Raw genomic sequence first — 24,516 nt, 5'->3', positions numbered from 1 at the left:
AACACTTTGTTTTAGCTGCTCCCCGAACACTATTGGCGGGCGCACCAAAAGCCCCGCCTCGAATAACAAAAGCAACGAGGGCGTAACCATGCTGTTAAGCAAACGTGTAACCGCAGTGCTGTCTGCCAGCCTGCTGACCCTGGCATGTCAGGCCGCCCAGGCCGCCGACAGCCTCAACTTCGTCAGCTGGGGCGGTACGACCCAGGACGCCCAGAAAGAAGCGTGGGCTGTACCGTTTACCAAAGCCACGAACATCAAGGTCGTGCAAGACGGCCCCACCGACTACGGCAAGCTCAAAGCCATGGTCGAGAGCGGTAACGTGCAGTGGGACGTGGTCGACGTCGAAGCCGACTTTGCCCTGCGTGCCGCCAGCGAAGGCCTGCTCGAACCCCTCGACTTCACCCAGATCAAGCGCGACAAGATCGACCCACGCTTCGTCTCCGATCATGGCGTCGGCTCATTCTTCTTCTCCTTCGTGCTCGGCTACAACGAAGGCAAGCTCGGCGCCAACAAGCCGGTGGACTGGACCGCGCTGTTCGACACCAAGACCTACCCCGGCAAGCGAGCCCTGTACAAATGGCCCAGCCCAGGCGTGCTGGAACTGGCCCTGCTGGCCGACGGCGTAGCCCCCGACAAGCTGTACCCGCTGGACCTGGACCGCGCCTTCAAGAAGCTCGACACCATCAAGAAAGATATCGTCTGGTGGGGCGGTGGCGCCCAGTCGCAGCAGTTGCTGGCCTCAGGTGAAGCTTCGCTCGGCCAGTTCTGGAATGGCCGCGTCTACGCCCTGCAGCAAGACGGTGCACCGGTGGGCGTGAGCTGGAAGCAGAACCTGGTCATGGCCGACTTCCTGGTCATCCCCAAAGGCGCCAAGAACAAGGACGCGGCGATGAAATTCCTGGCCAACGCCAGCAGCGCCGAAGGCCAGGCCGAATTCGCCAACAAGACCGCCTACGCGCCGGTCAACGTCGACAGCGTGGCCAAACTGGACAAAGACCTCGCGCCAAACCTGCCAACTGCCTACGCCCAGGACCAGGTCACCCTCGACTTCGCCTACTGGGCCAAAAACGGTCAAGCCATCGCGGCCCGCTGGAATGAGTGGTTGGTCAAATGAAAGTCGCCATCAACGCCCTGCACAATGCGCAAGGTGCCCCCACGGGTGCCGGCGCCCCAGGCACCGTCCCGCGCCGCGCAAGCCTGAGCCAGCGCTGGAAAGGCAGCCGCAACCTGCTGCCCGCCCTGCTGTTCCTTGGCGTGTTCTTCTTCGCGCCACTGATCGGCCTGTTGCTGCGCGGGGTGCTGGAACCCACCCCGGGGCTGGGTAATTACGAGCAGCTGTTTGCCAACTCGGCCTACGCGCGTGTGCTGTTCAACACCTTTTCGGTGGCCGGCGTGGTTACCCTGATCAGCGTGCTGCTGGGCTTCCCGCTGGCCTGGGCGATCACCCTGGTGCCCAAGGGCTGGGGCCGCTGGCTGCTGAACATCGTGCTGTTGTCGATGTGGACCAGCCTGCTGGCGCGCACCTACTCGTGGCTGGTGCTGCTGCAAGGCTCGGGGGTGATCAACAAGGCGTTGATGGCCATGGGCATCATCGATGCCCCGCTGGAAATGGTGCACAACCTCACCGGCGTGGTGATCGGCATGAGCTACATCATGATCCCGTTCATCGTGCTGCCACTGCAGGCGACCATGCACGCCATCGACCCGATGGTGCTGCAGGCAGGTTCGATCTGTGGCGCCAGCCCGTGGACCAACTTCTGGAAGGTGTTTCTGCCGCTGTGCCGGTCGGGGCTGTTCTCCGGGGCACTGATGGTGTTCGTGATGTCGCTCGGTTACTACGTCACCCCGGCGCTGCTGGGGGGTGCGCAGAACATGATGCTGCCCGAATTCATCATCCAGCAGGTGCAGTCGTTCCTCAACTGGGGCCTGGCCAGCGCTGCCGCCGCACTCCTGGTAGCGATCACCCTGGTGCTCTTCTACCTGTACCTGAAGCTGCAGCCGGAATCCCCGGTTGGCAACGCGAGGTAAACCGCCATGCTCCTGTCTCCCAATGCCATGGGCCGCCCGCTGCGTACGGGCCTGTACCTGACCACCGGGGTCATCGCGGCCTTCCTGCTGCTGCCGGTGGTGTTCATCGTGTTGCTGTCATTCGGCTCGTCACAGTGGCTGGTGTTCCCGCCACCGGGCTGGACCTTCAAGTGGTACGGCCAGTTCTTTTCCAACCCGGAGTGGATGGAGGCCGCGCTGGCCAGCCTGAAGGTGGCCATGCTGACCACGGTCGCCGCCGTGCTGCTGGGCCTGCCCACCGCGTTCGCCCTCGTGCGTGGCCGCTTCCCGGGCCGCGAGCTGCTATACGGGCTCTTCACCATGCCGATGATCGTACCGCTGGTGATCATTGCCGTGGCGGTGTACGCGCTGTTCCTCAAGCTTGGCTATACCGGCACGCTGTTTGCGTTCGTGGTCAGCCACGTGATCGTCGCCCTGCCGTTCACCATCATCTCGATCATCAACTCGCTGAAACTGTTCGACCAGTCGATAGAGGATGCCGCGGTGATCTGCGGCGCCTCGCGCCTGCAGGCCATCTTCAAGGTGACCTTCCCGGCCATTCGCCCCGGCATGATCGCCGGTGGCCTGTTCGCCTTCCTGGTGTCATGGGATGAAGTGGTGCTGAGCGTGATGATGGCCAGCCCCGACCTGCAGACCCTGCCAGTGAAGATGTGGACCACCCTGCGCCAGGACCTCAGCCCGGTGATCGCCGTGGCCTCGACCCTGCTGATTGGCCTGTCGCTGCTTGTCATGTTCATTGCCGCCGCCTTGCGCCGGCGCACCGAAACCAACGCCTGAGCGCGCGGAGATAACAACAATGAGTGCAGTGATCAAAGACAACGCGCACGGCAAGGCCCTGGTCAGCCTGCGCGGCCTGAACAAGCACTACGGCGACTTCACCGCCGTGGACAACCTCGACCTGGAGATCCAGGACGGCGAGTTCCTGACCTTCCTCGGTTCCAGCGGGTCGGGCAAGTCCACCACCCTGTCGATGCTGGCCGGCTTCGAAACACCGAGCAGCGGCGAGATCCTGGTCGACGGCCAGTCGCTGGTCAACGTGCCACCGCACAAGCGTGGCATCGGCATGGTGTTCCAACGGTACTCGCTGTTCCCGCACCTGAATGTGCGTGACAACATCGCCTTCCCACTGGCCATTCGCAAACTCGGCGCTGCCGAAACCGCCAAGCGCGTCGACGCCATGCTCAAGCTGGTGCAACTGGAACAGTTCGCCCACCGCAAACCCTCGCAAATGTCGGGCGGCCAGCAGCAGCGCGTGGCGATTGCCCGGGCGCTGGTGTACGAACCACGTATCCTGCTGATGGACGAGCCGCTCGGCGCGCTGGACAAGAAACTGCGTGAAGACCTGCAGGACGAACTGCGCCAGTTGCATCGCCGCCTGGGCATCACCATCGTCTATGTCACCCACGACCAGGAAGAAGCCATGCGCCTGTCACAGCGCATCGCCATTTTCAGCCACGGCAAGATCGTCGGCCTGGGCACCGGTTACGACCTGTACCAGAACCCACCGAATGCCTTTGTCGCATCGTTCCTGGGCAACTCCAACTTCCTGCGGATCAAGGCCAGCAGCAACGGCGCGGGCAGCTTCGAAGGCCAGCCAGTGGCCATTCGCTTGACCCCGGGGCTGACCGCCTCGCAGGATGCACTGATCATGGTGCGCCCGGAAAAAGCCGTGGCCCTGACCGCTGAGCAGGCCACGCGCGAGCCGCTGCCGGCGGGTTGGAACGAGGTCAGTGCCAAGGTTGGTGAAGTGCTGTTCCTGGGTGAAAGCCAGACCTGCCACGTGGTAACTGCAGGGGGTACCGAGTTGACCGTGAAGGCACTGTCGGCGGCGGGCATGCCGATGCAGCCGGGCGACAACGTGAAGGTGCGCTGGGCAGTGACCGACGCTTGCATTTATACCGAATGGGCCGAGAGTGACCTGAGCAAGTCGGCCGGGGCGCATTAACGCTCTTCTGCATTGCAGCGCCTGCCAGATCGAGCACCGTCCGCGCGGCGCACGACCTGGCAGGCGCTGCACGATTGGAGGCGTACACCCCGTCACATTATCATCACGCCATTGTCGTAATCTGCCGGCCAACTCTATGCCACAGGCCACCCGGCATGCTCCGCCTGCTTGTCTTGCTGCTCACCCTGCTACCACTCGCGACCTTGGCTGAGCCCCTGCACCTGCGCGTGCAAGGCTCCAACACCATCGGCGCGGCCTTGCTGCCGGCGCTGGTACAGGGGCAATTGCGCGCGCAGCAGGCCACAGCCATCGAACAACAGCCGGGCAAGGTTGCCAACGAGTGGGTGATTACCGCCCGCGACGAGCACGGCCAGCCCTTGCGCATCGACATTGCCGCCCACGGCTCAAGCACCGGCTTTGTCGCGCTGGGCCGTGGCGAAGCGGACCTGGCCGCTGCCTCGCGGCCGATCAACGACAGTGAAGTCCGCCAGTTGCAGGCGCTGGGTGACCTGCGCGCAGCAGGCGCCGAACACGTGATCGGCCTCGACGGCGTCGCAGTCTTCGTCCACCCCGACAACCCAATTCCCCAACTGAACACTCGGCAACTGGCGCAAATTTTTTCCGGGCAGATTCAGCGCTGGGAACAACTGGGCATACCGGGCGGGGCCATTCACCTGTATGCCCGAGACGACCGTTCCGGGACTTTCGAGACCTTCAAGGCACTGGTGCTGGAACCTCAGCACGGCGAGCTTTCGGCCAAAGCCAGGCGCTTCGAGTCCAGCGACGAACTGGCGGAGCGAGTGGGTAACGACCGCCAGGCCATCGGTTTCAGCAGCTTGGCCGCCGTACACGGGGCCAAGGTGCTCGCGGTGGCCGAGGGCGACGCGCCGGCCATGCTGCCGGAGCGCGCACGGGTGGCCAGCGAGGACTACCCGCTCTCGCGGCGCCTGTACTTTTACCTGCCAGCCAACCCCAAGCCCCAGGCCAAGGCCCTGGCGGATTTCGCTCAGAGCCCGGCCGGCCAGGCGATCATCGCCCAGCAGGGTTTCGTTTCGCAGCAGGTCAAGGCCGTGTCCGTCGCCCCCCAACGTGACATGCCACCGCGCTATCGTACCTTGGCCCGGCAAGCGCAGCGCCTGAGTGTGAACTTCCGTTTCCAGGAAGGAAGCGCCAGCCTGGACAACAAGGCCCTGCGCGATGTGCAGCGGGTGGCAGAGTACCTGCGCCAGGCCGGGAAGCTACAGGGCAAGGCAGTGCTGGTTGGGTTCGGCGACCCCAAGGAAACCCCCGGGCGCGCAGCCCTGCTCTCCCGCCTGCGCGCGCAAGCGGTGCGCCGCGAACTCGCGCGCGGAGGGGTGGAGGTGATGCAGGTGACCGGGATGGGCGATGAATTGCCAGTGGCCGGGAATGAACTGGAGCAAGGCCGGCTGCGCAACCGGCGGGTCGAAGTGTGGGTGTATTGATCCGGCCCTGTACACATCCCTGTAGCAGCCTTTTTGCTGCAAAGAGGCCCGAACAAGGGCCCCATCGCAGCACAAGGCTGCTTCTACAGGCTGTACAGCAGGCTCCGCGTTATCAGCGGGTGACTGTGCGCATGGTCACGAACTCTTCAGCCGCCGTCGGGTGCACGCCGATGGTTTCGTCGAACTGCTGCTTGGTCGCACCGGCTTTAAGCGCAATGCCCAGGCCCTGAATGATCTCGCCAGCGTCAGGACCGACCATGTGGCAGCCCAGCACCTTGTCGGTCTCGGCGTCCACCACCAACTTCATCAGGGTCTTTTCCTGAATGTCGGTCAGGGTCAGCTTCATGGCCCGGAAACGGCTTTCGAATACCTGCACCTTGTGCCCGGCCTCCAGCGCCTGCTCTTCGGTCAGGCCCACGGTACCGATTGGCGGCTGGCTGAACACCGCCGTGGGGATGTTCTGGTAATCCACCGGGCGGTATTGCTCGGGTTTGAACAGGCGCCGCGCCACGGCCATGCCTTCAGCCAAGGCCACTGGAGTCAACTGCACACGGCCGATCACATCGCCAATGGCAAGTATCGAGGGCGCGGTGGTCTGGTACTGCTCATCAACCCGGATGTAGCCGCGCGCATCCAGCTCGACGCCGGTGTTTTCCAGGCCCAGATTGTCCAGCATCGGGCGCCGGCCAGTGGCATAGAACACACAGTCGGCTACCAGCTCGCGGCCGTCCTTGAGCGTGGCCTTGAGGCGGCCATCTTCAAGCTTGTCGATGCGCTGGATGTCGGCGTTGAACTGCAAGTCTAGGCCGCGCTTTTCCAGCTCTTCCTTCAGGTGGGTGCGCACCGAGCCATCGAAGCCGCGCAGGAACAGGTCGCCACGGTACAGCAGTGAGGTGTCGGCACCCAGGCCCTGGAAGATGCCGGCAAATTCGACGGCGATATACCCCCCGCCCACCACCAGCACGCGGCGCGGCAGGCTCTTGAGGTAGAAGGCTTCGTTGGAGGTGATGGCCAGTTCCTTGCCGGGGATGTCCGGTACCTGCGGCCAGCCACCGGTAGCGATGAGGATGTGTTCGGCGGTGTAGCGCTGACCGTCCACTTCCACTTCATTGGCACCCGTCAGACGCGCGTGGCCCTGCAACAGGGTCACCCCGCTGTTGACCAGCAGGTTACGGTAGATGCCGTTAAGGCGCTCGATTTCCCGATTCTTGTTGGCAATCAGGGTACCCCAGTCGAAATGCCCCTCTTCCAACGTCCAGCCGAAACCCGCGGCCTGCTCCAGCTCATCGGCAACGTGCGCGCCGTACACCAGCAGCTTTTTCGGCACACAACCGACGTTGACGCAGGTCCCCCCCAGGTAGCGGCTTTCAGCCACTGCCACTTTGGCGCCAAAACCGGCAGCAAAACGCGCTGCGCGTACACCACCGGACCCGGCGCCAATCACGAACAGATCAAAATCGAAGGCCATGTATTCACTCTCCTAGGCAGGCGTCCAGCATACCGCCGTTGGCCGCAGCAAACAAAAAAGCCACCCCGAAGGATGGCTTTGAGGCCAGCAGGGCTTGTCAGTAAGCCTTGCCAGTCTTGTAGTAGTTCTCGAAGCAGAAGTTGGTCGCGTCGATGTAGCCTTCGGCACCACCGCAGTCGAAACGCTTGCCTTTGAACTTATAGGCAATCACGCAGCCATCTTTGGCCTGCTGCAGCAGGGCATCGGTGATCTGGATTTCACCGCCTTTGCCTGGTTTGGTATTGGCGATGATGTCGAAGATATCCGGGGTCAGGATGTAACGGCCGATGATCGCCAGGTTCGAAGGCGCGTCTTCCGGAGCCGGTTTTTCGACCATGTTGGTCACACGAAAAATGTCGTCGCGGATCATTTCACCGGCGATCACACCATACTTGTTGGTTTCCTGCGGGTCGACTTCCTGGATGGCGACGATCGAGCAGCGGTACTGTTTGTACAGCTTGACCATCTGCGTCAGCACGCCGTCACCTTCCGGGTTGACACACAGGTCATCCGCCAGCACCACCGCGAACGGCTCGTCGCCGATCAGTGGGCGGCCAGTGAGGATGGCGTGGCCGAGACCTTTCATTTCGGTCTGGCGCGTGTACGAGAACGAGCACTCGTCGAGCAGACGACGGATACCGACCAGGTATTTTTCCTTGTCGGTGCCCTTGATCTGGTTCTCCAGCTCGTAGCTGATGTCGAAGTGGTCTTCCAGGGCTCGCTTGCCGCGCCCGGTAACGATGGAGATCTCGTTCAGACCAGCATCCAATGCTTCTTCAACGCCATACTGGATCAGTGGCTTGTTGACCACCGGCAGCATTTCCTTGGGCATGGCTTTGGTAGCAGGCAGGAAGCGAGTGCCGTAGCCGGCTGCCGGGAACAAGCATTTTTTGATCATATACGTCCTTACAAAAGGCTAGGCCTGTGGAATTCGGCGCAGTCTAATCAGGCGGCGGTCACCTTACAATGCCCCCGATAACGACCATTGCCATCATAGAGATATCCCAGTGTAGATAGTTCCGGGGGATCGTGAATATTGCTGTCATACATGACCGTTGGATGACAGGCAAATCAGCGTGCCTGAGGCGGCCTCGTCGACGGGTTCACCGGCGAAAAGGCCGCCACCGGCTTACATCAACTCCCCGTCCCTTGTCCGATCAGCACCCCATCAACCTGCTGACCATACAGGTTCACCCCATCATTGGCATGAAACTTCACCCGCGTTTTCTCGATGGATCCCTCCACCAGCCGCGGGTCCTGTGGCCGCTCGTGGCGGTTGATCCACGCCGCCACGTCCCAGGCCTGCTGGTCGCTGAGGCTGCCTGGCTTGCCCAACGGCATGTTGTACTTGATGAACGACGCAGCGGTGTTGATGCGGTGCATGCCAGCCCCCCAGTTATAGGAGTCCTTGCCCCAAAGCGGCGGCATTACGTACTCGCCTGCGACCTTTTGCCCTTCACCGTTATCGCCATGGCAAATCGCGCATTGTTCGCGGTAAACCTGCTGGCCGCGCTTGAAGTCATAACCGCCCTTGGGTTGTGCCACCTCCGGATAACCACGTCCGGCAATCTCCACACCGGTCGGTGCCTTGGTCGACAGCCAGTATGAATACACTGCCAATGCCGTCATCTGCGGGCTGTCAGCGGCCGGTGGCTTGCCGTTCATACTGAACTGGAAACACCCCTGGATACGCTCGGCGAAGGTGTTGACCTTGTCATTTTTCTTGCGATACGCCGGGTACATCGGGTAGGCGCCCCACAGCGGCGCCGAATGCGCCAACCGCCCCTGATCGAGGTGGCAGTTACTGCAGTTCATGCCATTGCCCACAGCCTCGGGCATCAATCGGCGGGTATCGACAAACAAGGCATGGCCTTCACGCACCATCTTGCCAAAGGCATTATCGGGCAATTCACTCTCTGCGGGCGGCACGAACTGCGGTGCCGCCTGCACAGCGGGAACCTTCAACTGCGACTGGTCTTCCATGGCGATCGGCGTGGCCTGGGCGCTGCCCACGGTCAGCAGCAACAAGACTGGAATCATGGTTTTCATGGCGTGACCTCCTGGCTGGCGGGGCGAGCGAAGAACTCGGCAACGGCCTTGACCTCCTCATCGGTCATGGCCTTGGCCACGCCGACCATCAGCTGATTGGGGTCATTGCTGCGGCTGCCGTCACGCCAGGCGTTGAGCTGTGCCACCAGGTAACTGGCGGGCTGGCCGGCCAAGGGCGGGAAGTGTTCGCCCACTCCGCCGCCTCCCGGCCCATGGCATTGCACGCAGCCAGGAATTTGCCGACTCCAGTCGCCGTACAGGGCCATGCGGGTGGCAGGGTCATTGGCAATCTGCTGCCGGCGCAGGTCGCCAGCGGGCGCTGCCGGCAAGCTGGCCAGGTAGGTACTGACGGCCTTGATTTCATCGTCGCTCAAGGCCTTGGCCAAGGGCTCCATCACTGGCTGCTTGCGGCTGCCGTTGCGCCAGTCATGCAACTGCTTGGCAAGGTAACCGGCCGGAAGCCCGGCCAACCGTGGAAAGCCGGCGGCGGCAATGCCCTTGCCATCCGGGCCATGGCAACCAAGGCAGGCCATGGCAGCGGGGTTGGCTCCCCCCTGGGTGAAGACCTTCTGACCGTCAGCGGCATGTGCCGTGGGCCAGATCAGGATCAGCAGGCTGCCGATCATCACGCGTCTCAACGGTGTCATCACGAATCTCCTTTTCTTTTGTTATATGTTTAGGCTTAAAACATATAAGCAGAGAAAGGTAGACCCTTTGCCTCAGATCAACTTCCGGAGATGCATTCGGTTGCGGCAGTGCGCACATCCCCAAGGCGCAGTGGGAAGTTATTCAGCCGCTCGTGCAGTTTGATGCTGCTGCCGCTGCCCCGCTTGTCGATATCCACCAGCGCCGCCGGGCCAGCACTTGATGCGATTTTCTGCGGTACGATCAGCCGCAGACCGTCACCACGCTGCTCTTCGGTCAGCGGGTCACGCGTATCGGCCAGCTTCTGCTTTACGCAATCGGCATAGGCACGCGGGCTCTTGCCAGAGATCACATCCAGCGTTTCATGCGATTGTTCCAGCTCCGCGACACTCACGCAGCCACCCAGCGCCACCGACAACGCCGCCACCATCCACTTCATTTGCAGCACCTCTGCCTTCAAGAATTCGCTTCGACCACATCCAGGCGGTTTTGCTCCCTGCTTTGGCAGAATTATCCACGCCTGGTGATCAGCGCGGCAGTGTAACGGCACATCGTGGTATCTTTTGCTTTTGCAGATCCAAACCTTGCGGAGCATCACATGAAATTCGTACACCAGCGCGAGCACCTCAACGAGGACGATATCGTCGTCATCGAGTGCTCCCAGCGCTGCAATATCCGCCTGATGAACGACGCCAACTTCCGCAGCTTCAAGAACGGCGGCCGTCATACTTACCACGGCGGCCATTTCGAGAAGTTTCCGGCAAAGATAACCGTACCCAGCACCGGCTTCTGGAACATCACCATCGATACCGTGACCACTCGCCCGATCTCGGTCACCCGCAAGCCAACCCTGACCCACAAGATCAAGATTATCCGTCGCTCGTCGTCGAAACTCAGATAAGGCCACCATGACCCAGACCATCAAGTACGTCATCAAATACAAGCTCGACGGCCAGCGTCGCTGGGATTTCGCGTTGATGCCCGATGCCTCGCAAGAGCAAGCCCTCGAGGCCCTGCGCAAGATCCACGGCGAAGACGCCGACAAAATCAGCGACATTCAGGTCAGCAAGGCCCTGTAAGACTCTCCGCAAGCCCCCGCCGCACCGCTCGCCCCACGCAAGGAGAATCGCATGAGCCATTGGCCCGACCGCCGTATCCTCGACCTGCTGGGCATCGAGCTGCCCATTCTGCAGGCCCCCATGGCGGGGGCCACCGGCTCGGCCATGGCCATTGCCGTGGGCCTGGCAGGTGGCCTGGGCGCCCTGCCCTGCGCCATGCTCAGCGCCGAGCAGGTGCGCGCCGAGATCGCCGCATTCCGCGCTGGCTGCCCGGGGCGCCCGTTGAACCTGAACTTCTTTTGCCACCAGCCGCCAGCGCCCGATGCCGAACGCGATGCACGCTGGAAGCAGGCACTTGAGTCCTATTACAGCGAAGTGGGCGCCGATTTCGCAGCGCCCACCCCGGTGTCCAACCGCGCGCCTTTCGACGAGCAGAGCTGCCAACTGGTCGAAGCCTTGCGCCCGGAGGTGGTGAGCTTCCACTTCGGTCTGCCCAAGGCCGAGCTGCTGCAGCGGGTAAAGGCCAGCGGTGCCAAGGTACTGTCCAGCGCCACGACCGTGGAAGAAGCGGTCTGGCTGGAGCGCAATGGCTGCGACGCGATCATCGCCATGGGTTATGAAGCCGGTGGCCATCGCGGCATGTTCCTCAGCGATGACATCACCAGCCAGATAGGCACCTTCGCTCTGGTACCGCAGGTGGCCGATGCCGTCGGCGTGCCGGTGATTGCCGCCGGTGGTATCGGCGACCACCGCGGGCTGTTGGCGGCACTGGCCCTGGGCGCCTCGGCAGTGCAGATCGGCACGGCTTACCTGTTCTGCCCCGAGGCCAAGGTGTCGCCAGCGCATCGCCGGGCGCTGGACAGCGCGCCTGCCAGCGACACCGCGCTGACCAACCTGTTTACCGGCCGCCCGGCACGTGGCATCAACAATCGCATCATGCGCGAGCTGGGGCCGATGAGCGAACTTGTACCGCGCTTTCCGCTGGCGGGTGGGGCATTGATGCCTTTACGGGCGATCACCGATCCGCAGGGTAATAGTGACTTCAGTAATCTTTGGTCGGGGCAGGCTTTGCGGCTGGGGCGGCACATGCCAGCAGGTGAGCTGACCCGGGAAATCGCCGGGAAGGCACTGGCAGTGATCGGTCACCAGGCATTCTGACAGGCAGGCCAGGCCTCTTCACGGCAACTGGTTTATCGCTATATAGTTATGGCTATAACGATAACCTCAAGGATCTGTCTTCATGCGCTTGCGCTCACCCCAGTTGACCTTTACAGCCCTGCTCAGCCTGCTGGCCCTCAACACGGCTTGGGCCGACGAAGTCCAGGTCGCGGTCGCAGCCAACTTCACAGCCCCTGTCCAGGCCATCGCCAAGGCCTTCGAAAAAGACACTGGCCACAAACTGGTCGCGGCCTATGGCGCCACCGGGCAGTTCTATGCGCAGATCAAGCATGGTGCTCCGTTCGACGTGTTCCTCGCCGCTGACGACACCACCCCCAAGAAGCTTGAAGCAGAAAAGGAAACCGTACCCGGTTCGCGCTTTACCTACGCCATCGGCACCCTGGCCCTGTGGTCTGCGAAGGAAGGCTACGTAGACGCCAAGGGTGAAGTGCTGAAGAAAAACGCATATAAACACCTGTCCATCGCCAACCCGAAAGCTGCACCTTACGGCCTGGCCGCCACGCAGGTACTGGACAGGCTGAAGCTCACCGAGGCCACCAAAGGCAAGATCGTCGAAGGCCAGAACATCACCCAGGCCTTCCAGTTCGTCTCCACCGGCAACGCCGAGCTGGGCTTCGTCGCCCTGTCGCAGATCTACAGGGATGGCAAGGTGGCCAATGGCTCGGCCTGGATCGTGCCGTCCGACCTGCACGACCCGATCCGCCAGGACGCTGTCATCCTCAACAAAGGCAAGGACAATGCGGCCGCCAAGGCACTGGTCGAATACCTCAAAGGCCCGAAAGCCGAAGCGGTGATCAAATCCTATGGTTATGAACGCTGATGCCACTGGATGCCAGTGACCTGGGTGCCATCTGGCTGACCGTAAAACTGGCCAGCCTGACCACCCTGATCCTGCTGGTTATCGGCACACCCGTCGCCTGGTGGCTCGCGCGCACGCGCTCATGGCTGCGCGGGCCGGTGGGTGCGGTAGTGGCACTGCCGCTGGTACTGCCACCTACGGTGATCGGCTTTTACCTGTTGATCGCCCTTGGCCCGCACGGCTGGCTCGGGCAGGCCACCCAGGCGCTGGGCCTGGGCACTGTGGTGTTCAGCTTCACAGGCCTGGTGATTGGCTCGACGGTATACTCCCTGCCGTTCGTGGTACAACCACTGCAGAATGCCTTTGGCGCAATCGGCCAGCGGCCCCTGGAAGTCGCCGCCACCCTGCGCGCCAGCCCATGGGACACCTTCGTTCATGTGGTGCTGCCGCTGGCCCGCCCTGGCTTCGTCACTGCCAGCATCCTCGGCTTTGCCCACACGGTGGGCGAGTTTGGCGTCGTACTGATGATCGGTGGCAACATCCCCGACAAGACCCGCGTGGTTTCGGTGCAAATTTTCGATCACGTCGAAGCCATGGAGTACTCGCAAGCCCACTGGCTGGCCGGTGCCATGCTGGTGTTCTCTTTCCTGGTGCTGCTTCTGCTGTACGCTGGACGCCGCGGCAAAGCTGGCTGGAGCTGAAATGACCGCATCGATTGTGGCGCGCCTGAAACTGGCGCGCGACGACTTTACCCTGGACGTCGACCTGCACCTGCCCGGGCGCGGCATCAGCGCGCTGTTCGGCCATTCTGGCTCCGGCAAAACCAGCTGCCTGCGCTGCCTGGCCGGGCTGGAACGGGCCGCCAGCGCCTATATCGAGGTCAACGGCGAAGTCTGGGAAGACAGCACCCGTGGCCACTTCCAGGCACCGCACCTGCGTCCGGTGGGCTATGTGTTCCAGGAGGCCAGCCTGTTCCCACACCTGTCGGTGCGCGGCAACCTTGCGTTCGGCTGGCGCCGGGTAGCACCCGCTGAACGCAAGGTCAGCCTCGACCAGGCTTGCCAACTGCTGGGTATCGGCCACTTGCTGGACCGCCGCCCGGCAACCCTGTCTGGTGGCGAGGCGCAGCGGGTGGGTATTGCCCGCGCCCTGCTCAGCAGCCCACGGTTGTTGTTGATGGACGAGCCGCTGGCAGCCCTCGACGGCCCGCGCAAGCGCGAGATACTGCCCTTCCTGGAGCGCCTGCATGACGAACTGGACATCCCGCTGATATATGTCAGCCACGCCCAGGATGAAGTCGCGCGGCTGGCCGACCATCTGGTGTTGCTGGAACAAGGCCGGGCGATCGCCAGCGGCCCGATCGGCGAAACCCTGGCTCGCCTCGACCTGTCGCTGGCCCAGGGCGACGATGCCGGGGTAGTGTTCGAGGGTATGGTGGTAGGGCACGACCCGCACTATGGCCTGCTTGACCTGCGCCTGCCCGGCAGCAGCGGGCCGCTGCTGCGCATCACCCACGCGGCACAGGTGATGGGCAGCACCCTGCGCGTCAAGGTGCAGGCCCGGGACGTCAGCCTGGCACTGGCGGCGGACAGCGCATCGAGCATCCTCAACCGCCTGCCGGTACGTATGCGCGAGAGCCGCCCGGCGGCCAACCCGGCGCATGTGCTGGTCAGCCTGGATGCCGGGGGCAATGCCTTGCTTGCACGCATCACCCGCTTCTCGGCAGACCAGCTCGGCTTGCACACAGGGCAGGTACTGTTCGCCCAGATCAAGTCGGTGGCCCTTTTGGGTTGAGCATCCTTCGCGCGCGTATTGTCCATTGAGCTGTGACCCGATCGAGGCCTGCAGCCCATGCCCGACTGCCCCCTGCCGCGCACCCTGCACTACGTTGACGACAGCCAGCCGGGCCTGACCCGTCGGCGCTGGCGCGACCGTTTCATCTATCTGGATGCCGATGGCCAACGGGTACGCGACAGCGACACCCTCTCGCGCATCGCCGCACTGGTGATTCCCCCAGCCTACACCGATGTGTGGATCTGCGCCGATCCGCAAGGCCACCTGCAAGCCACTGGCCGCGATGCCCGTGGCCGCAAGCAGTACCGCTACCATGCGCAGTGGCGCGAACTGCGCGACCAGCACAAATACGGGCGCATGCTTGCGTTCGCTCAGGCCCTGCCAAAGCTGCGCGCACAGCTGGAAGCTCACTTGGCGCGGCCAGGGCTGGACCGGGAAAAGGTAATGGCGCTGGTAGTGAGCCTGCTGGACCACACCCTGATTCGGATTGGCAACCAGCGCTACCTGCGCGATAACAAGTCGTATGGACTGACCACCCTGCGCAATCGCCATGTGCAGGTCAAAGGCAGCAACATTCGCTTCCAGTTCCGCGGCAAGCGCGGCGTCGAACACAACGTCACCCTCAACGATCGGCGCCTGGCCAACTTGCTCAAACGCTGCATGGAACTGCCTGGACAGGCGCTGTTCCAGTACCTGGACGAAAACGGCCAGCGCCATAGTGTCGGCTCCAGCGAGGTCAATCAGTTTTTGCAGCAGTTGACCGGCGCCGACTTCACCGCCAAGGACTATCGCACCTGGGCCGGCAGCAGCCTGGCATTGCACCTGCTGAGGCCCTTGGCCTGGGAGCCGGAGAGTGAAGCCAAGCGTCAGGTCGCCGCGATAGTCCGCCAGGTAGCCACGCGCCTGGGCAATACGCCGGCAGTGTGCAGGCGCTGCTACATCCACCCGGCAGTCCTGGAGCACTATACGTTGGGGCGCCTGGCCAATTTGCCGAAAAACCGTGTGCGCAAAGGCCTGGACCCGGAGGAAGTGGCCTTGCTGTTGTTTCTTCAGGCTCTCGAGGAACAGGAGGACCATTAAGCTTGTCTATTCAGCCCATGATGCGAAGAAATTTCCCATTAGCCGCCAACCCCCCTATTCTTGGCAGCGAGCGCCTTGGCCGACAAACCGTTGACGGTTTGCTTTGGCACCTGCAACTGAAGACACGCAACAGAATTTGTCTGTCGGGGAATTAATATCCGCCGAAAGCGTCTTTAATGAGAAGGAAGAGGGACAAGCTCCCGCCGCCGGGGCAACTAGCCCTGCGGATTTTTATATCACCAAGGAGAACTACATGCTGATACTCACCCGTAAGGTTGGCGAAAGCATCGTCATCAACGATGACATCAAAGTCACCATTCTGGGCGTCAAAGGGATGCAGGTGAGGATTGGTATCGATGCACCGAAAGATGTTCAGGTCCATCGAGAAGAGATCTTCAAACGCATCCAGGCCGGTAGCCCGGCGCCGGAGAAGCACGAAGACTCCCACTGAGCCTCCCCCCGAGGGGCATGGATGCGCTCGACCGCCAGTCTCAGGTGCCCAGCAACTGATGCACAGTGGCGATCATCTCATCCATGTCGAACGGCTTGTCGAATATTGCGGCAAACAGGGCCGGGCATCCTTGGCTGGCCTGTGCGCCGCTCATGAGGATGACCGGCAACTCGCTTAACGCCGGGTCCTCGCGTATGGCACGCGCCAGCTCCTCGCCGTTGAGTAGCGGCATCATGTAGTCGGTAATCACCAGCTGCACGCGTTTTTCCTTTAACGCCTCCAGTGCTTTGCAGCCATTGCTCGCCTTTTCCACCAGAAAACCTTCGTCCTCAAGGGCAAAACCGAGGATATCGGCGATCAGGTATTCGTCATCGACAATCAGGATGGTATTCATCAGCTCGTCCGTCACCCGCTCCCCTGCGGCATCGGCGTTCCCGAGAGCACACCACAGGCACCTTCGAACGCCTTGCGCAAGGTAATGCCTTGCGGCCCGATCAGCAGCTCGTGCAAGGCCGGGTCATGGTGGCTGTCACGTACTTTGAGGACCGACAGCATGCGCCGTAGTTGCGAGTCCAGTTCGACAAAGCGCATCAGCATAAGGTTGTCGACGATACTCGACAGGTCCGGTGCGGGGGCGCTGATTTCCGCGCCGAAGATGTCGCGCATCTCCCAGGTCAGCATCACACTGACATCGCGCGCGCGCAACTCACCCGCCAGCGCGCGGAAAAACGCATTGAGCCGCGTCGAGTCAATTGCCAGCCGGCTGAATGCACCAAGGCTGTCGATCACCACGCGCTTGCTGCCCTGCGCCGCCACACGCTCCAGCAGCCGCGCGCCAACCTGGTCCAGCAAGCCCTCGGTGGTCGGCTGCCAGCACAGTTGCAAGCTACCACCCTGCTCCATCGCGGCAAAATCGTAACCGAGCGAAGCGGCCTTGCTGCGCAGACGTTCGGGCGTTTCGTAAAAACCGAAATGCAACCCCGGCGCCTGCGGGGTGCTGGCACCGAGAAAGGCCAGGCCCAATGACGTCTTGCCACTTCCTGAAGGCCCCATCAACAGGCTGACTGACCCAGTGGCCAAGCCCCCGCCAAGCATTTCATCGAAGGCTGGCACACCACTGCTGACACGCGCCAAGGTGCCGCTGCCCAACTGGCTGGGGTGGCTGAACAAGGCTTCCAGGCGAGGATAGACCTGCATGCCGGACTCATCGATAAGGCATTCGTGACGCCCCGACAACGCGCCACTGCCACGGGTCTTGCGCAACTGAACATGGCGCACGGCGCGGCTGCCCACCAATTGCTCACCCAGTTCGATCACGCCATCGACCATGGTGTGTTCCGGGCTGCCTTCGTCCAGCCGGGCACTGGTCAACAGCAGAACGGTGCAGCCGGCGAAGGCTGCATGCCCCTGCAGTTCAGAGACGAACTTTTTGGTGTCCAGCGCGGTTTCCGCACGTACCCGGGCATTGAGCACACCGTCGACGATCAGCAGGCTGGCCTGTTGCCGGGCGATTTCCTGGCGCAATAACCGCACCACCGCTTCCAGCCCGTCCTGCTCAAGGGTATCAAAGGCACTGACGAACTGGATTTGGTCGCCGACCAGCGCCGGATCGAAGAAGTCCAGCGTGGACAGGTACTGGAACAAGCGTTCATGCGACTCGCTCAGCAAGGTGGCCACCAGCACCCGACCACCGCCCCGCACATGGCCGCAGGCCAACTGATTGGCGAGGATGGTCTTACCAGCCCCCGGTGGCCCCTGGATAATGTAGGAGGCGCCAGCTACCAGGCCACCCTTGAGCAACGCGTCGAGCCCGTCGATCCCCGTTACCAGTCGCTTCAGTGCCTGTGCCATGTTGTCTACCTGTCGAGTGGGCTATCCGTCTGGTCCTGATACATTGGCAAGTACAGTTGCATGCAAGTTCCCCGGCCAGGCTCGCTATCGACACAAATGGCGCCGCCGCTTTGCCGGGCGAAACCATAGACCTGGCTAAGCCCCAGGCCGGTACCCTTGCCAAAAGGCTTGGTGGTGAAAAACGGCTCGAAGATACGCGGCAGTATTTCTGTGGGTATACCTTCGCCGCTGTCTTCCACCTTGAAGCGCACGAAGCTGCCCTTGAGCCCTTCAACTTCGCCGAGCAGCTCGACCACATCGACAGTCAGGCTGATCCGGCCATGCCCCTCGATGGCGTCACGGGCATTGAACAACAGGTTGAGCAACACCATCTGCAGTTGCCCGGCATCCACCTCGATCAGCGGCAGGTCCGGTTGCAGCAATACCTCCAAGTCAATTGAGCCTGGCAAAGCATGCTCAAGCAGGCCACGCGTAGCGGTAACCAAGTCTGAAGGGGCAACGCTGGCCACATCGAGCTTGCGGTGCCGGGCAAAGCTGAGCAGTTGCTGGGTCAGTTCGGTGCCGCGCTGGCCGGCATCGAGGATGTGCTGCAACATGCGCTGGGCGCGTGCCGGGTCCTGGGTGGCCAGCGCCAGGCGCGCCGAGCTGATGATGATGGTCAACATGTTGTTGAAGTCGTGCGCCAGACCACCGGTCAACTGGCCGAGGGCTTCAAGCTTCTGCGCCTGGAACAGCTGGGCGCGCACTGCGTCCAGCTGCAGCGCCGACTCGCGACGGTCAGTGATATCGCGTGTCACCTTGGCCAGGCCTATGATCTGGCCATTTTCATCACGGATCACATCCAGTGCAGCCAGGGCCCAGAACTGCGTGCCGTCCTTGCGCACCCGCCAGCCTTCGTCCTGCGCCACACCCTGCTCCAGCGCCTGGCGCAGCAACTGATCGGGGCGGCCATCCGCACAATCCTGTGGGGTGAAGAACAACGAAAAGTGCTTGCCGATCACTTCATCGCCACGGTAACCCTTGATCCGTTGCGCGCCGGCGTTCCACGACACCACATGGCCGGAGGGGTCGAGCATGTAGATGGCATAATCCACCACCGACTGAACCAGCTGTTCATAACGATGGGCAGGCATGACGGGAGATTCGAGACAGTCAGCTGGAACCATGCAAACTCCACTGGCACAGCAGGAGGGAGGAAATGAACGTAGCCCGGAGTGTCTGCCAGTAGACAGTTGAACCACTACAGGCAGTCAGCGTTCCGGCTCGGACAGCACCGGGCCGATGCGCCGTGGCATGGCCACTTTCAGCAACCACAGGCTAAGCAGCATGATCATACCACCGCCGGCCAGGGCCAACATACGCTGCTGCTGTGAGTGCTCTGCATCGAAGCCCAGCAACAGCAGATACCCGCCCAGGCTGATCAGGCTGATGTAAAGAAAAGCACCCAGCACGAGCACCTGCGCGAACAGCAGCCGCCAGAACAACCGTGGACGCACCATGTCTTCGCCAACTCCACCCTGCGTCATTGCGGAACACCCACGGGGCCATTTACCGGGCAACAGTTGCGTGATGATGGCAAGGTGTCAATTGCCCGTTTGATCGACCCCTCTATCTGTTGATCATAGGTGCTGCAGTTGACTCAACTATAACAATGGGTTATAAAGCGCGCTTGATTGCGAAGCCCTTCTGCTTAGAAGCGAGCTGGTCGTTGCGACCCCTTCAAGCGTGCGAGTGTGGTGGAATTGGTATACACAGCAGACTTAAAATCTGTCGGCGTGAGCCTTGCGGGTTCGAGTCCCGCCACTCGCACCAAACTTCGTTGAAAAGGCGCCCTTGCGGCGCCTTTTTGCTGCCTGACGGCAATGTCTTGCGCAGCTGCTAAAGTGGAGCTTGTACTCGTCCACTGGAACGCCGCCATGCGCTACTCCCTGTTCGATGGTCAACGCGACATTATTATCCTGATCGCCCGCATACTGCTGATGATCCTGTTCGTCTTGTCCGGCTGGGCCAAGCTGACCGGCTTCGATGGCACGGTAGGCTATATGACCTCACTCGGCGCCCCTGCACCGATGCTGGCGGCAGGGATTGCCGTCATTATGGAGTTTGTCGTCGCAATCCTGTTGATCCTCGGTTTCTACACGCGACCGCTGGCGTTCCTGTTCGCACTGTTCGTGCTGGGCACCGCGTTGCTTGGCCACCCGTTCTGGAACATGGTCGACCCCGAGCGCAGCGCCAACATGACCCAGTTTCTGAAAAACCTCAGCATCATGGGCGGCCTGCTGTTGCTGGCGGTAAGCGGGCCCGGCCGGTTCTCGGTGGATGGTCGCTGAGTCAGTCGTCGCAATCGTCGAACCAGGCTGGGTGATCGCGCTCTTCGTCATCAAGGTCGTCCAGCGTTTCTTCGTCCTCCTCCACTTCATCCTCGGCGCCCTGGGCATCTGCCTCGGGCGCCACGTCGTCGTAGAGGAATTCGTGGTCGAGCAGGTGATCGTGCTCGGGTTCGTGCAGGTCGTCTTCGTCGCGCATGCTGGCTCCTGGGATAATGGCAGGCCTGTATAGGCTGATCAGGGTGCCGGGTCAATGCGTTGTCGCTTAATCCTGGGTTAACCGGCACGGCGCAGCCTGCAAGCTCTCCCTTCAAACGTCTTTTGCCCGCCTTTCATGGCGGGCTTTTTTATGGTTCTTCACGAAATGCCGACATCCGGATTGGCACACTGACCCTGCTCCGTACGTTCTTGCAGCCCGCCGCATCATTGCCGCGGGCTTTTCTTTTTTCCGCACATGCCAGTCAGGCATACGCAGGCATTTTATGGGCGCGTCCACCACGACCATGACCTGAAGCAGTTTTGCCTGGGCAGGCAAGGTCTATGCTGTCCCGGCGATACCCCAAGCTCACATCGGATAGACACGGAGGCTCTTATGAAAGCTGCTGTCGTTGCACCAGGCCGTCGCGTGGACGTGGTAGAGAAAACCCTGCGCCCTCTCGAACACGGCGAAGCGCTGCTGAAGATGCAGTGCTGCGGTGTGTGCCACACCGACCTGCACGTGAAAAATGGCGACTTTGGTGACAAGACCGGTGTAGTACTGGGCCACGAAGGTATTGGCGTGGTCCAGGAAGTTGGCCCGGGCGTCACCTCGCTCAAGCCAGGCGACCGAGCCAGCGTTGCCTGGTTCTACCAGGGTTGCGGACATTGCGAATATTGCAACAGCGGCAACGAAACCCTGTGCCGCGACGTGAAGAATTCCGGTTACACCGTGGACGGCGGCATGGCCGAGGCCTGCATCGTCAAGGCCGACTACTCGGTTAAAGTGCCCGACGGCCTCGACTCCGCTGCCGCCAGCAGCATTACCTGCGCCGGCGTCACGACCTACAAGGCAGTGAAAATCTCCAACGTCCGCCCCGGCCAATGGATCGCCATCTACGGGCTCGGCGGCTTGGGCAACCTGGCCCTGCAATATGCCAAGAATGTGTTCAACGCCAAAGTCATCGCCATCGACGTCAACGAAGAGCAACTGCGCTTCGCCAGCGAGATGGGCGCGGATCTGGTGGTCAACCCGCTCAACGAAGATGCTGCGAAGGTCATCCAGGCCAAAACCGGCGGCGCACATGCTGCCGTCGTTACTGCTGTGGCCAAAGGCGCGTTCAACTCAGCCGTCGATGCCTTGCGCGCTGGCGGGCGACTGGTGGCCGTCGGGCTTCCGTCGGAATCCATGGATTTGAATATTCCCCGCCTGGTGCTTGATGGGATCGAAGTGGTGGGCTCGCTGGTAGGTACACGCCAGGACCTGCATGAAGCCTTCCAGTTTGCCGCTGAAGGCAAAGTGGTGCCCAAGGTGACGCTGCGACCGATCGAGGATATCAACCAGATCTTTGACGAGATGCTGGAGGGCAAGATCAAAGGCCGGATGGTGATACAGTTCGAAGGCTGACAGGCCGAGCCAGGTCATGTGGAACCACAGCAAAGCCCGTAGATGACCCTCTACGGGCTTTTTGCCTTCTCAATTGTCAAAGGAACAGACCATGACCGTCGACTGGCACGCCGGGCCGATTACCCGAACGACTCCACTGGACAAGCATTACCGCAACACGCAGAAGGTTCGTCAGTTTCTACTCAGCGAGTGCGGGGCAGCATTTAAGTTCGACCGAGGATTCATGCTTTGGATCAAAAGTGGCACCCCATCAACCATGGGTGACGTCGCGGATGAGTGGCTACGCAGGTATGGGGGACACTCTGTATCTGAAGGCTGGAGACAGCCTTTGGCTGCAGCCGTGGCTTTCAACATCTTGTCCAACGATTCAACCATGCTGGAATAATCCATTTCCTGACTCCCTTGCTGCTGGAATTGGCTTGCGTTCAACCATAGACCGCGAACATTTCAATATTTGATGAGTAAACCTGGAAATTTCACCCATCCTTCATGCTGAAGACCAACGCCTGCAAGCTGTGGTTCAAGAAAAGTGCTCAACCTGTAACGGCGAGCCTGTGCATATTGAGGAGCTAGGTATGTCCATTCGAAGCTTGGCGAAGAACCTGCCGCCGGACCCTTCACGGGAAGGCTGGGTCATCGGATGGGGGGTCCTGAGAGACCGACATCCATGGCATTTCGTCGACGTTTATGCCGACCAGAAAACGGCCATGGCAGAGGCGCAGCGCAGAGGAGATGGCTACGTGGTGGAATTCGGCTCGCACCGCCTGGGGACGCATGAGTTTATCTGCGGTGTCACCTTACCTGAAGGCTGATGCTCGAACATGACGCAGGCCTTGAAAAACACGGCGCACTATATCGACGGCTACTTGATGAAAAATCCAGAAAAGGAGGCGCTGATCAGCGAGGATGACGGGCCAGACCGATGATGCCTACTCTGCCGGATCGCTGGAAGTGTGGCGACGCAGCGATTTAAGACACAGCGTTTTCGCTGATGACAGTTGGAAGTCGCCGCCTGCCCTCCGGCGCTGCGCGCCTGGCCGCTATTTCGAGGCAGCCAGAAAGCCTGCGGCAGGCACACCTTCAGCGGCGACACGTCGGGCCCGGCCAACGCCCCACGCCAGCGCCCTGGTCATCGACTCGCCAGGGCGAGAATCGAAGGCCTCCTCAAGGATAGCCATGCCACCAGGGGCGTACACCCCGATGAACATCTGCGTTCTGCCTGTCCGCGACAGTCGCGTCTGGACATCAATGTATGTCCCATCGTCGAGTGTCTCGTCGTGAGTTCGGTGATGAAGCGTCGGGTCAGCCCAGGCCCAGAAAACATCACCGCGTATTCTCATGAGGCGCTCCTACGACTTTAGTTGTAGTCAGGTGGTTTATTGCCACCATAGCGAACGTGCAGTTTTACGCAAATTCGTCTGACTCATCTGTGAGCTGAATCGGACAATCGGCTATTCAGCAGCCCCGCCAGAGACTCAGCGCTTGTCGTGAAGCTCCGGCGGCCATGCGAAGAGATCAGTTAACCATTCGCCGCTCCCGGCCAGCCGGCCTGATGCAAGGCTTTGAGCAGCGTCTCACAATCCAGTCCCGGTACTGCATGGCCGTTGCCTTCGGCGGTGTCAGCGGCTAGTAAGGCGTTGATGATGGCTTCTTCCACCGCTTCGGTGGCGGCAAGAAACAACTCGCTGATATGGTCGTTGTTGACCATGCTAAGGTTGTCGGTGGTCGGCGCGCGCTTACTTTCGTAAGCTGCTGGCGGCACATGATTACCGGTGGAGAAGGCGACGAAAATGTCACCGCTGTGGTCTTCGTTACCTCCACCGGTGCGGGCGAGACCGATGCTGGCGCGTTGTGCCAGGCGCGTACATTGGTGTGGCAGCAACGGCGCATCGGTGGCCAGGCAAACGACTATCGAACCCATGCCCGGGTGCGGTAGCGAAGCCTTGAGGAACGGGGAGTCAGCCTGTTCCATGTAGCGTCCCACCGGATAGCCGTCGACGCGCAGTTCGTTACGGATGCCGTGGTTCGCCTGGACAATGGCGCCAACAGTCCAACTGCCCTGAGTGCTACTCAGGCGCCGCGATGCAGTGCCGATACCGCCCTTGAACTCGTGGCAGATCATGCCGCTGCCACCACCGACCGCGCCCTCGATAACGGGCCCAATTACAGCATTACTCAGGGCTTCGGCCACATGCTCGTGCTTCACATGAAAACCGTTGATGTCGTTGAGCAGCCCGTCATAGGTCTCCAGCACCACCGGCATGTTCCAGTAGATACGGCCGTCATCCGGTTGTTGTTCACGGTCCAGCACAATCAGTGCATCGCGCACCACACCCAGGCTGTGGGTGTTGGTGAAGGCGATGGGACTGGTCAAAAGACCCGCTTCGCGAATCCACTCCAGCCCGGTTGCGTCGCCGTTGCCGTTCAACACATGGACGCCGGCAAAGCACGGTTGCTGGCTGGTGGAACCGACACGCGGCTCGATGATTGTTACCCCAGTCAGGATGTCGCGGCCGTTGGCGGTGCGTCCTCGCACATTGCTGTGACCGACCCGAACGCCCGGCACATCGGTGATGGCATTGAGGGGACCGGGTTGCAGTTGGCCGAACTGAATTTTCAGGTCGCGGGCACGTGGCTTCATCGTGTCTTTCATGATCTCTCGCTCTTGTTTTGGTTTGTTTCATGACTGGGGTTTGGT

26 protein-coding genes, 1 tRNA gene and 1 pseudogene are annotated in these 24,516 nt (G+C 61.5%); 17 read left to right on the top strand and 11 right to left on the bottom strand.

The features are described from left to right. Positions 1-88: 88 nt before the first annotated feature. The 5 genes from GST84_09660 (at position 89) to GST84_09640 (ending at position 5,475) form a co-directional block, all read left to right on the top strand. Complete coding sequence (locus GST84_09660) at positions 89-1,114, top strand: extracellular solute-binding protein (GenBank protein ID XGB12617.1); 1,026 nt, start codon at positions 89-91, stop codon at positions 1,112-1,114. After that, entirely contained in the window at positions 1,111-2,028 is a 918-nt protein-coding gene (locus tag GST84_09655) for an ABC transporter permease subunit (GenBank protein ID XGB12616.1), read from the top strand. Before GST84_09660 ends, GST84_09655 begins: the two co-directional genes overlap by 4 nt. Positions 2,029-2,034: 6 nt before the next feature. Beyond that, a complete protein-coding gene (locus GST84_09650; protein XGB12615.1) occupies positions 2,035-2,844 on the top strand; it encodes an ABC transporter permease subunit in 810 nt (269 codons plus the stop codon). 19 nt (positions 2,845-2,863) lie between these two features. After that, positions 2,864-4,012 carry an ATP-binding cassette domain-containing protein gene (locus tag GST84_09645; GenBank protein XGB12614.1) on the top strand — a complete coding sequence of 383 codons (1,149 nt, stop codon included), beginning with the start codon at positions 2,864-2,866 and terminating at the stop codon, positions 4,010-4,012. Positions 4,013-4,167: 155 nt separating this feature from the next. Beyond that, complete coding sequence (locus GST84_09640) at positions 4,168-5,475, top strand: OmpA family protein (protein ID XGB12613.1); 1,308 nt, start codon at positions 4,168-4,170, stop codon at positions 5,473-5,475. A 112-nt stretch (positions 5,476-5,587) separates the two neighbouring features. On the opposite strand, the gene gorA is transcribed toward GST84_09640, so the two are convergent. The 5 genes from gorA to GST84_09615 form a co-directional block, all read right to left on the bottom strand. After that, a complete protein-coding gene (gene gorA / locus GST84_09635; GenBank protein XGB12612.1) occupies positions 5,588-6,943 on the bottom strand; it encodes a glutathione-disulfide reductase in 1,356 nt (451 codons plus the stop codon). Between the two features lie 97 nt (positions 6,944-7,040). Further along, on the bottom strand, positions 7,041-7,880 hold the full coding sequence (gene galU / locus GST84_09630; GenBank protein XGB12611.1) for a UTP--glucose-1-phosphate uridylyltransferase GalU: 840 nt from the start codon (positions 7,878-7,880) through the stop codon (positions 7,041-7,043). Positions 7,881-8,116: 236 nt separating this feature from the next. Next, on the bottom strand, positions 8,117-9,031 hold the full coding sequence (locus tag GST84_09625) for a c-type cytochrome (GenBank protein XGB12610.1): 915 nt from the start codon (positions 9,029-9,031) through the stop codon (positions 8,117-8,119). Further along, complete coding sequence (locus tag GST84_09620; protein ID XGB12609.1) at positions 9,028-9,678, bottom strand: c-type cytochrome; 651 nt, start codon at positions 9,676-9,678, stop codon at positions 9,028-9,030. Before GST84_09620 ends, GST84_09625 begins: the two co-directional genes overlap by 4 nt. A 77-nt stretch (positions 9,679-9,755) precedes the next feature. Continuing rightward, on the bottom strand, positions 9,756-10,115 hold the full coding sequence (locus GST84_09615) for a hypothetical protein (GenBank protein ID XGB12608.1): 360 nt from the start codon (positions 10,113-10,115) through the stop codon (positions 9,756-9,758). 159 nt (positions 10,116-10,274) lie between these two features. Here GST84_09615 and GST84_09610 point away from each other — a divergent pair, with 159 nt between their 5' ends. The 7 genes from GST84_09610 (at position 10,275) to csrA (ending at position 16,037) form a co-directional block, all read left to right on the top strand. Continuing rightward, a complete protein-coding gene (locus tag GST84_09610) occupies positions 10,275-10,577 on the top strand; it encodes a DUF1883 domain-containing protein (GenBank protein ID XGB12607.1) in 303 nt (100 codons plus the stop codon). Positions 10,578-10,806: 229 nt separating this feature from the next. Beyond that, the gene (locus GST84_09605) at positions 10,807-11,892 is read left to right on the top strand and encodes a DUF561 domain-containing protein (protein XGB12606.1); all 1,086 of its coding nucleotides are present in this window, start codon (positions 10,807-10,809) and stop codon (positions 11,890-11,892) included. Between the two features lie 82 nt (positions 11,893-11,974). Then, the gene (gene modA, locus GST84_09600) at positions 11,975-12,733 is read left to right on the top strand and encodes a molybdate ABC transporter substrate-binding protein (GenBank protein ID XGB12605.1); all 759 of its coding nucleotides are present in this window, start codon (positions 11,975-11,977) and stop codon (positions 12,731-12,733) included. Beyond that, positions 12,733-13,413 carry a molybdate ABC transporter permease subunit gene (gene modB / locus GST84_09595; GenBank protein ID XGB12604.1) on the top strand — a complete coding sequence of 227 codons (681 nt, stop codon included), beginning with the start codon at positions 12,733-12,735 and terminating at the stop codon, positions 13,411-13,413. Before modA ends, modB begins: the two co-directional genes overlap by 1 nt. A 1-nt stretch (position 13,414) precedes the next feature. Continuing rightward, positions 13,415-14,506, top strand: coding sequence for a molybdenum ABC transporter ATP-binding protein (modC, locus tag GST84_09590; GenBank protein ID XGB12603.1), 1,092 nt, complete (start codon positions 13,415-13,417; stop codon positions 14,504-14,506). Positions 14,507-14,563: 57 nt separating this feature from the next. Beyond that, on the top strand, positions 14,564-15,586 hold the full coding sequence (locus GST84_09585; protein XGB12602.1) for a DNA topoisomerase IB: 1,023 nt from the start codon (positions 14,564-14,566) through the stop codon (positions 15,584-15,586). Positions 15,587-15,839: 253 nt separating this feature from the next. After that, positions 15,840-16,037 (top strand): carbon storage regulator CsrA, encoded by a 198-nt coding sequence (csrA, locus tag GST84_09580; protein XGB12601.1) that lies wholly within the window; start codon positions 15,840-15,842, stop codon positions 16,035-16,037. Between the two features lie 40 nt (positions 16,038-16,077). Here the strand turns inward: csrA and GST84_09575 are convergent, their stop codons facing one another. The 4 genes from GST84_09575 to GST84_09560 all read right to left on the bottom strand — a co-directional run bounded on the left by GST84_09575 (position 16,078) and on the right by GST84_09560 (position 19,414). Next, the gene (locus tag GST84_09575; protein XGB12600.1) at positions 16,078-16,431 is read right to left on the bottom strand and encodes a response regulator; all 354 of its coding nucleotides are present in this window, start codon (positions 16,429-16,431) and stop codon (positions 16,078-16,080) included. Positions 16,432-16,442: 11 nt separating this feature from the next. Next, positions 16,443-17,888, bottom strand: a complete 1,446-nt coding sequence (locus GST84_09570; protein ID XGB12599.1) for a serine/threonine protein kinase — start codon at positions 17,886-17,888, stop codon at positions 16,443-16,445. Positions 17,889-17,893: 5 nt separating this feature from the next. After that, positions 17,894-19,054, bottom strand: coding sequence for a PAS domain S-box protein (locus GST84_09565; protein ID XGB12598.1), 1,161 nt, complete (start codon positions 19,052-19,054; stop codon positions 17,894-17,896). An 84-nt stretch (positions 19,055-19,138) separates the two neighbouring features. Next, a complete protein-coding gene (locus tag GST84_09560; protein ID XGB12597.1) occupies positions 19,139-19,414 on the bottom strand; it encodes a hypothetical protein in 276 nt (91 codons plus the stop codon). Positions 19,415-19,615: 201 nt separating this feature from the next. On the opposite strand from GST84_09560, the gene GST84_09555 reads away from it, so the two are divergent. Continuing rightward, a tRNA-Leu gene (locus GST84_09555) sits at positions 19,616-19,700 on the top strand. Positions 19,701-19,804: 104 nt separating this feature from the next. Beyond that, on the top strand, positions 19,805-20,218 hold the full coding sequence (locus GST84_09550; GenBank protein XGB12596.1) for a DoxX family membrane protein: 414 nt from the start codon (positions 19,805-19,807) through the stop codon (positions 20,216-20,218). Position 20,219: 1 nt separating this feature from the next. Here GST84_09550 and GST84_09545 read toward each other — a convergent pair whose 3' ends face one another. Beyond that, positions 20,220-20,414 carry a hypothetical protein gene (locus GST84_09545; GenBank protein XGB12595.1) on the bottom strand — a complete coding sequence of 65 codons (195 nt, stop codon included), beginning with the start codon at positions 20,412-20,414 and terminating at the stop codon, positions 20,220-20,222. A 393-nt stretch (positions 20,415-20,807) separates the two neighbouring features. Here GST84_09545 and adhP point away from each other — a divergent pair, with 393 nt between their 5' ends. From adhP to GST84_09530, 3 genes and pseudogenes are all read left to right on the top strand, one after another. Beyond that, entirely contained in the window at positions 20,808-21,818 is a 1,011-nt protein-coding gene (adhP, locus tag GST84_09540) for an alcohol dehydrogenase AdhP (protein XGB12594.1), read from the top strand. Positions 21,819-21,909: 91 nt separating this feature from the next. Continuing rightward, positions 21,910-22,113 (top strand): annotated as a pseudogene (locus GST84_09535) (hypothetical protein). 280 nt (positions 22,114-22,393) lie between these two features. After that, positions 22,394-22,630: a hypothetical protein gene (locus GST84_09530; protein ID XGB12593.1), complete on the top strand. Its 237-nt coding sequence runs from the start codon at positions 22,394-22,396 to the stop codon at positions 22,628-22,630. 707 nt (positions 22,631-23,337) lie between these two features. Here GST84_09530 and GST84_09525 read toward each other — a convergent pair. After that, positions 23,338-24,459 (bottom strand): S58 family peptidase, encoded by a 1,122-nt coding sequence (locus tag GST84_09525; GenBank protein XGB15739.1) that lies wholly within the window; start codon positions 24,457-24,459, stop codon positions 23,338-23,340. Positions 24,460-24,516: the final 57 nt, after the last annotated feature.

Origin of the sequence: Pseudomonas putida (assembly GCA_041879295.1) — a bacterium.
Classification (GTDB): Bacteria; Pseudomonadota; Gammaproteobacteria; order Pseudomonadales; family Pseudomonadaceae; genus Aquipseudomonas; species Aquipseudomonas putida_Y.
Note: the sequence above shows the minus strand (reverse complement) of the source record. Positions and strands in the feature narration are given on the sequence as shown.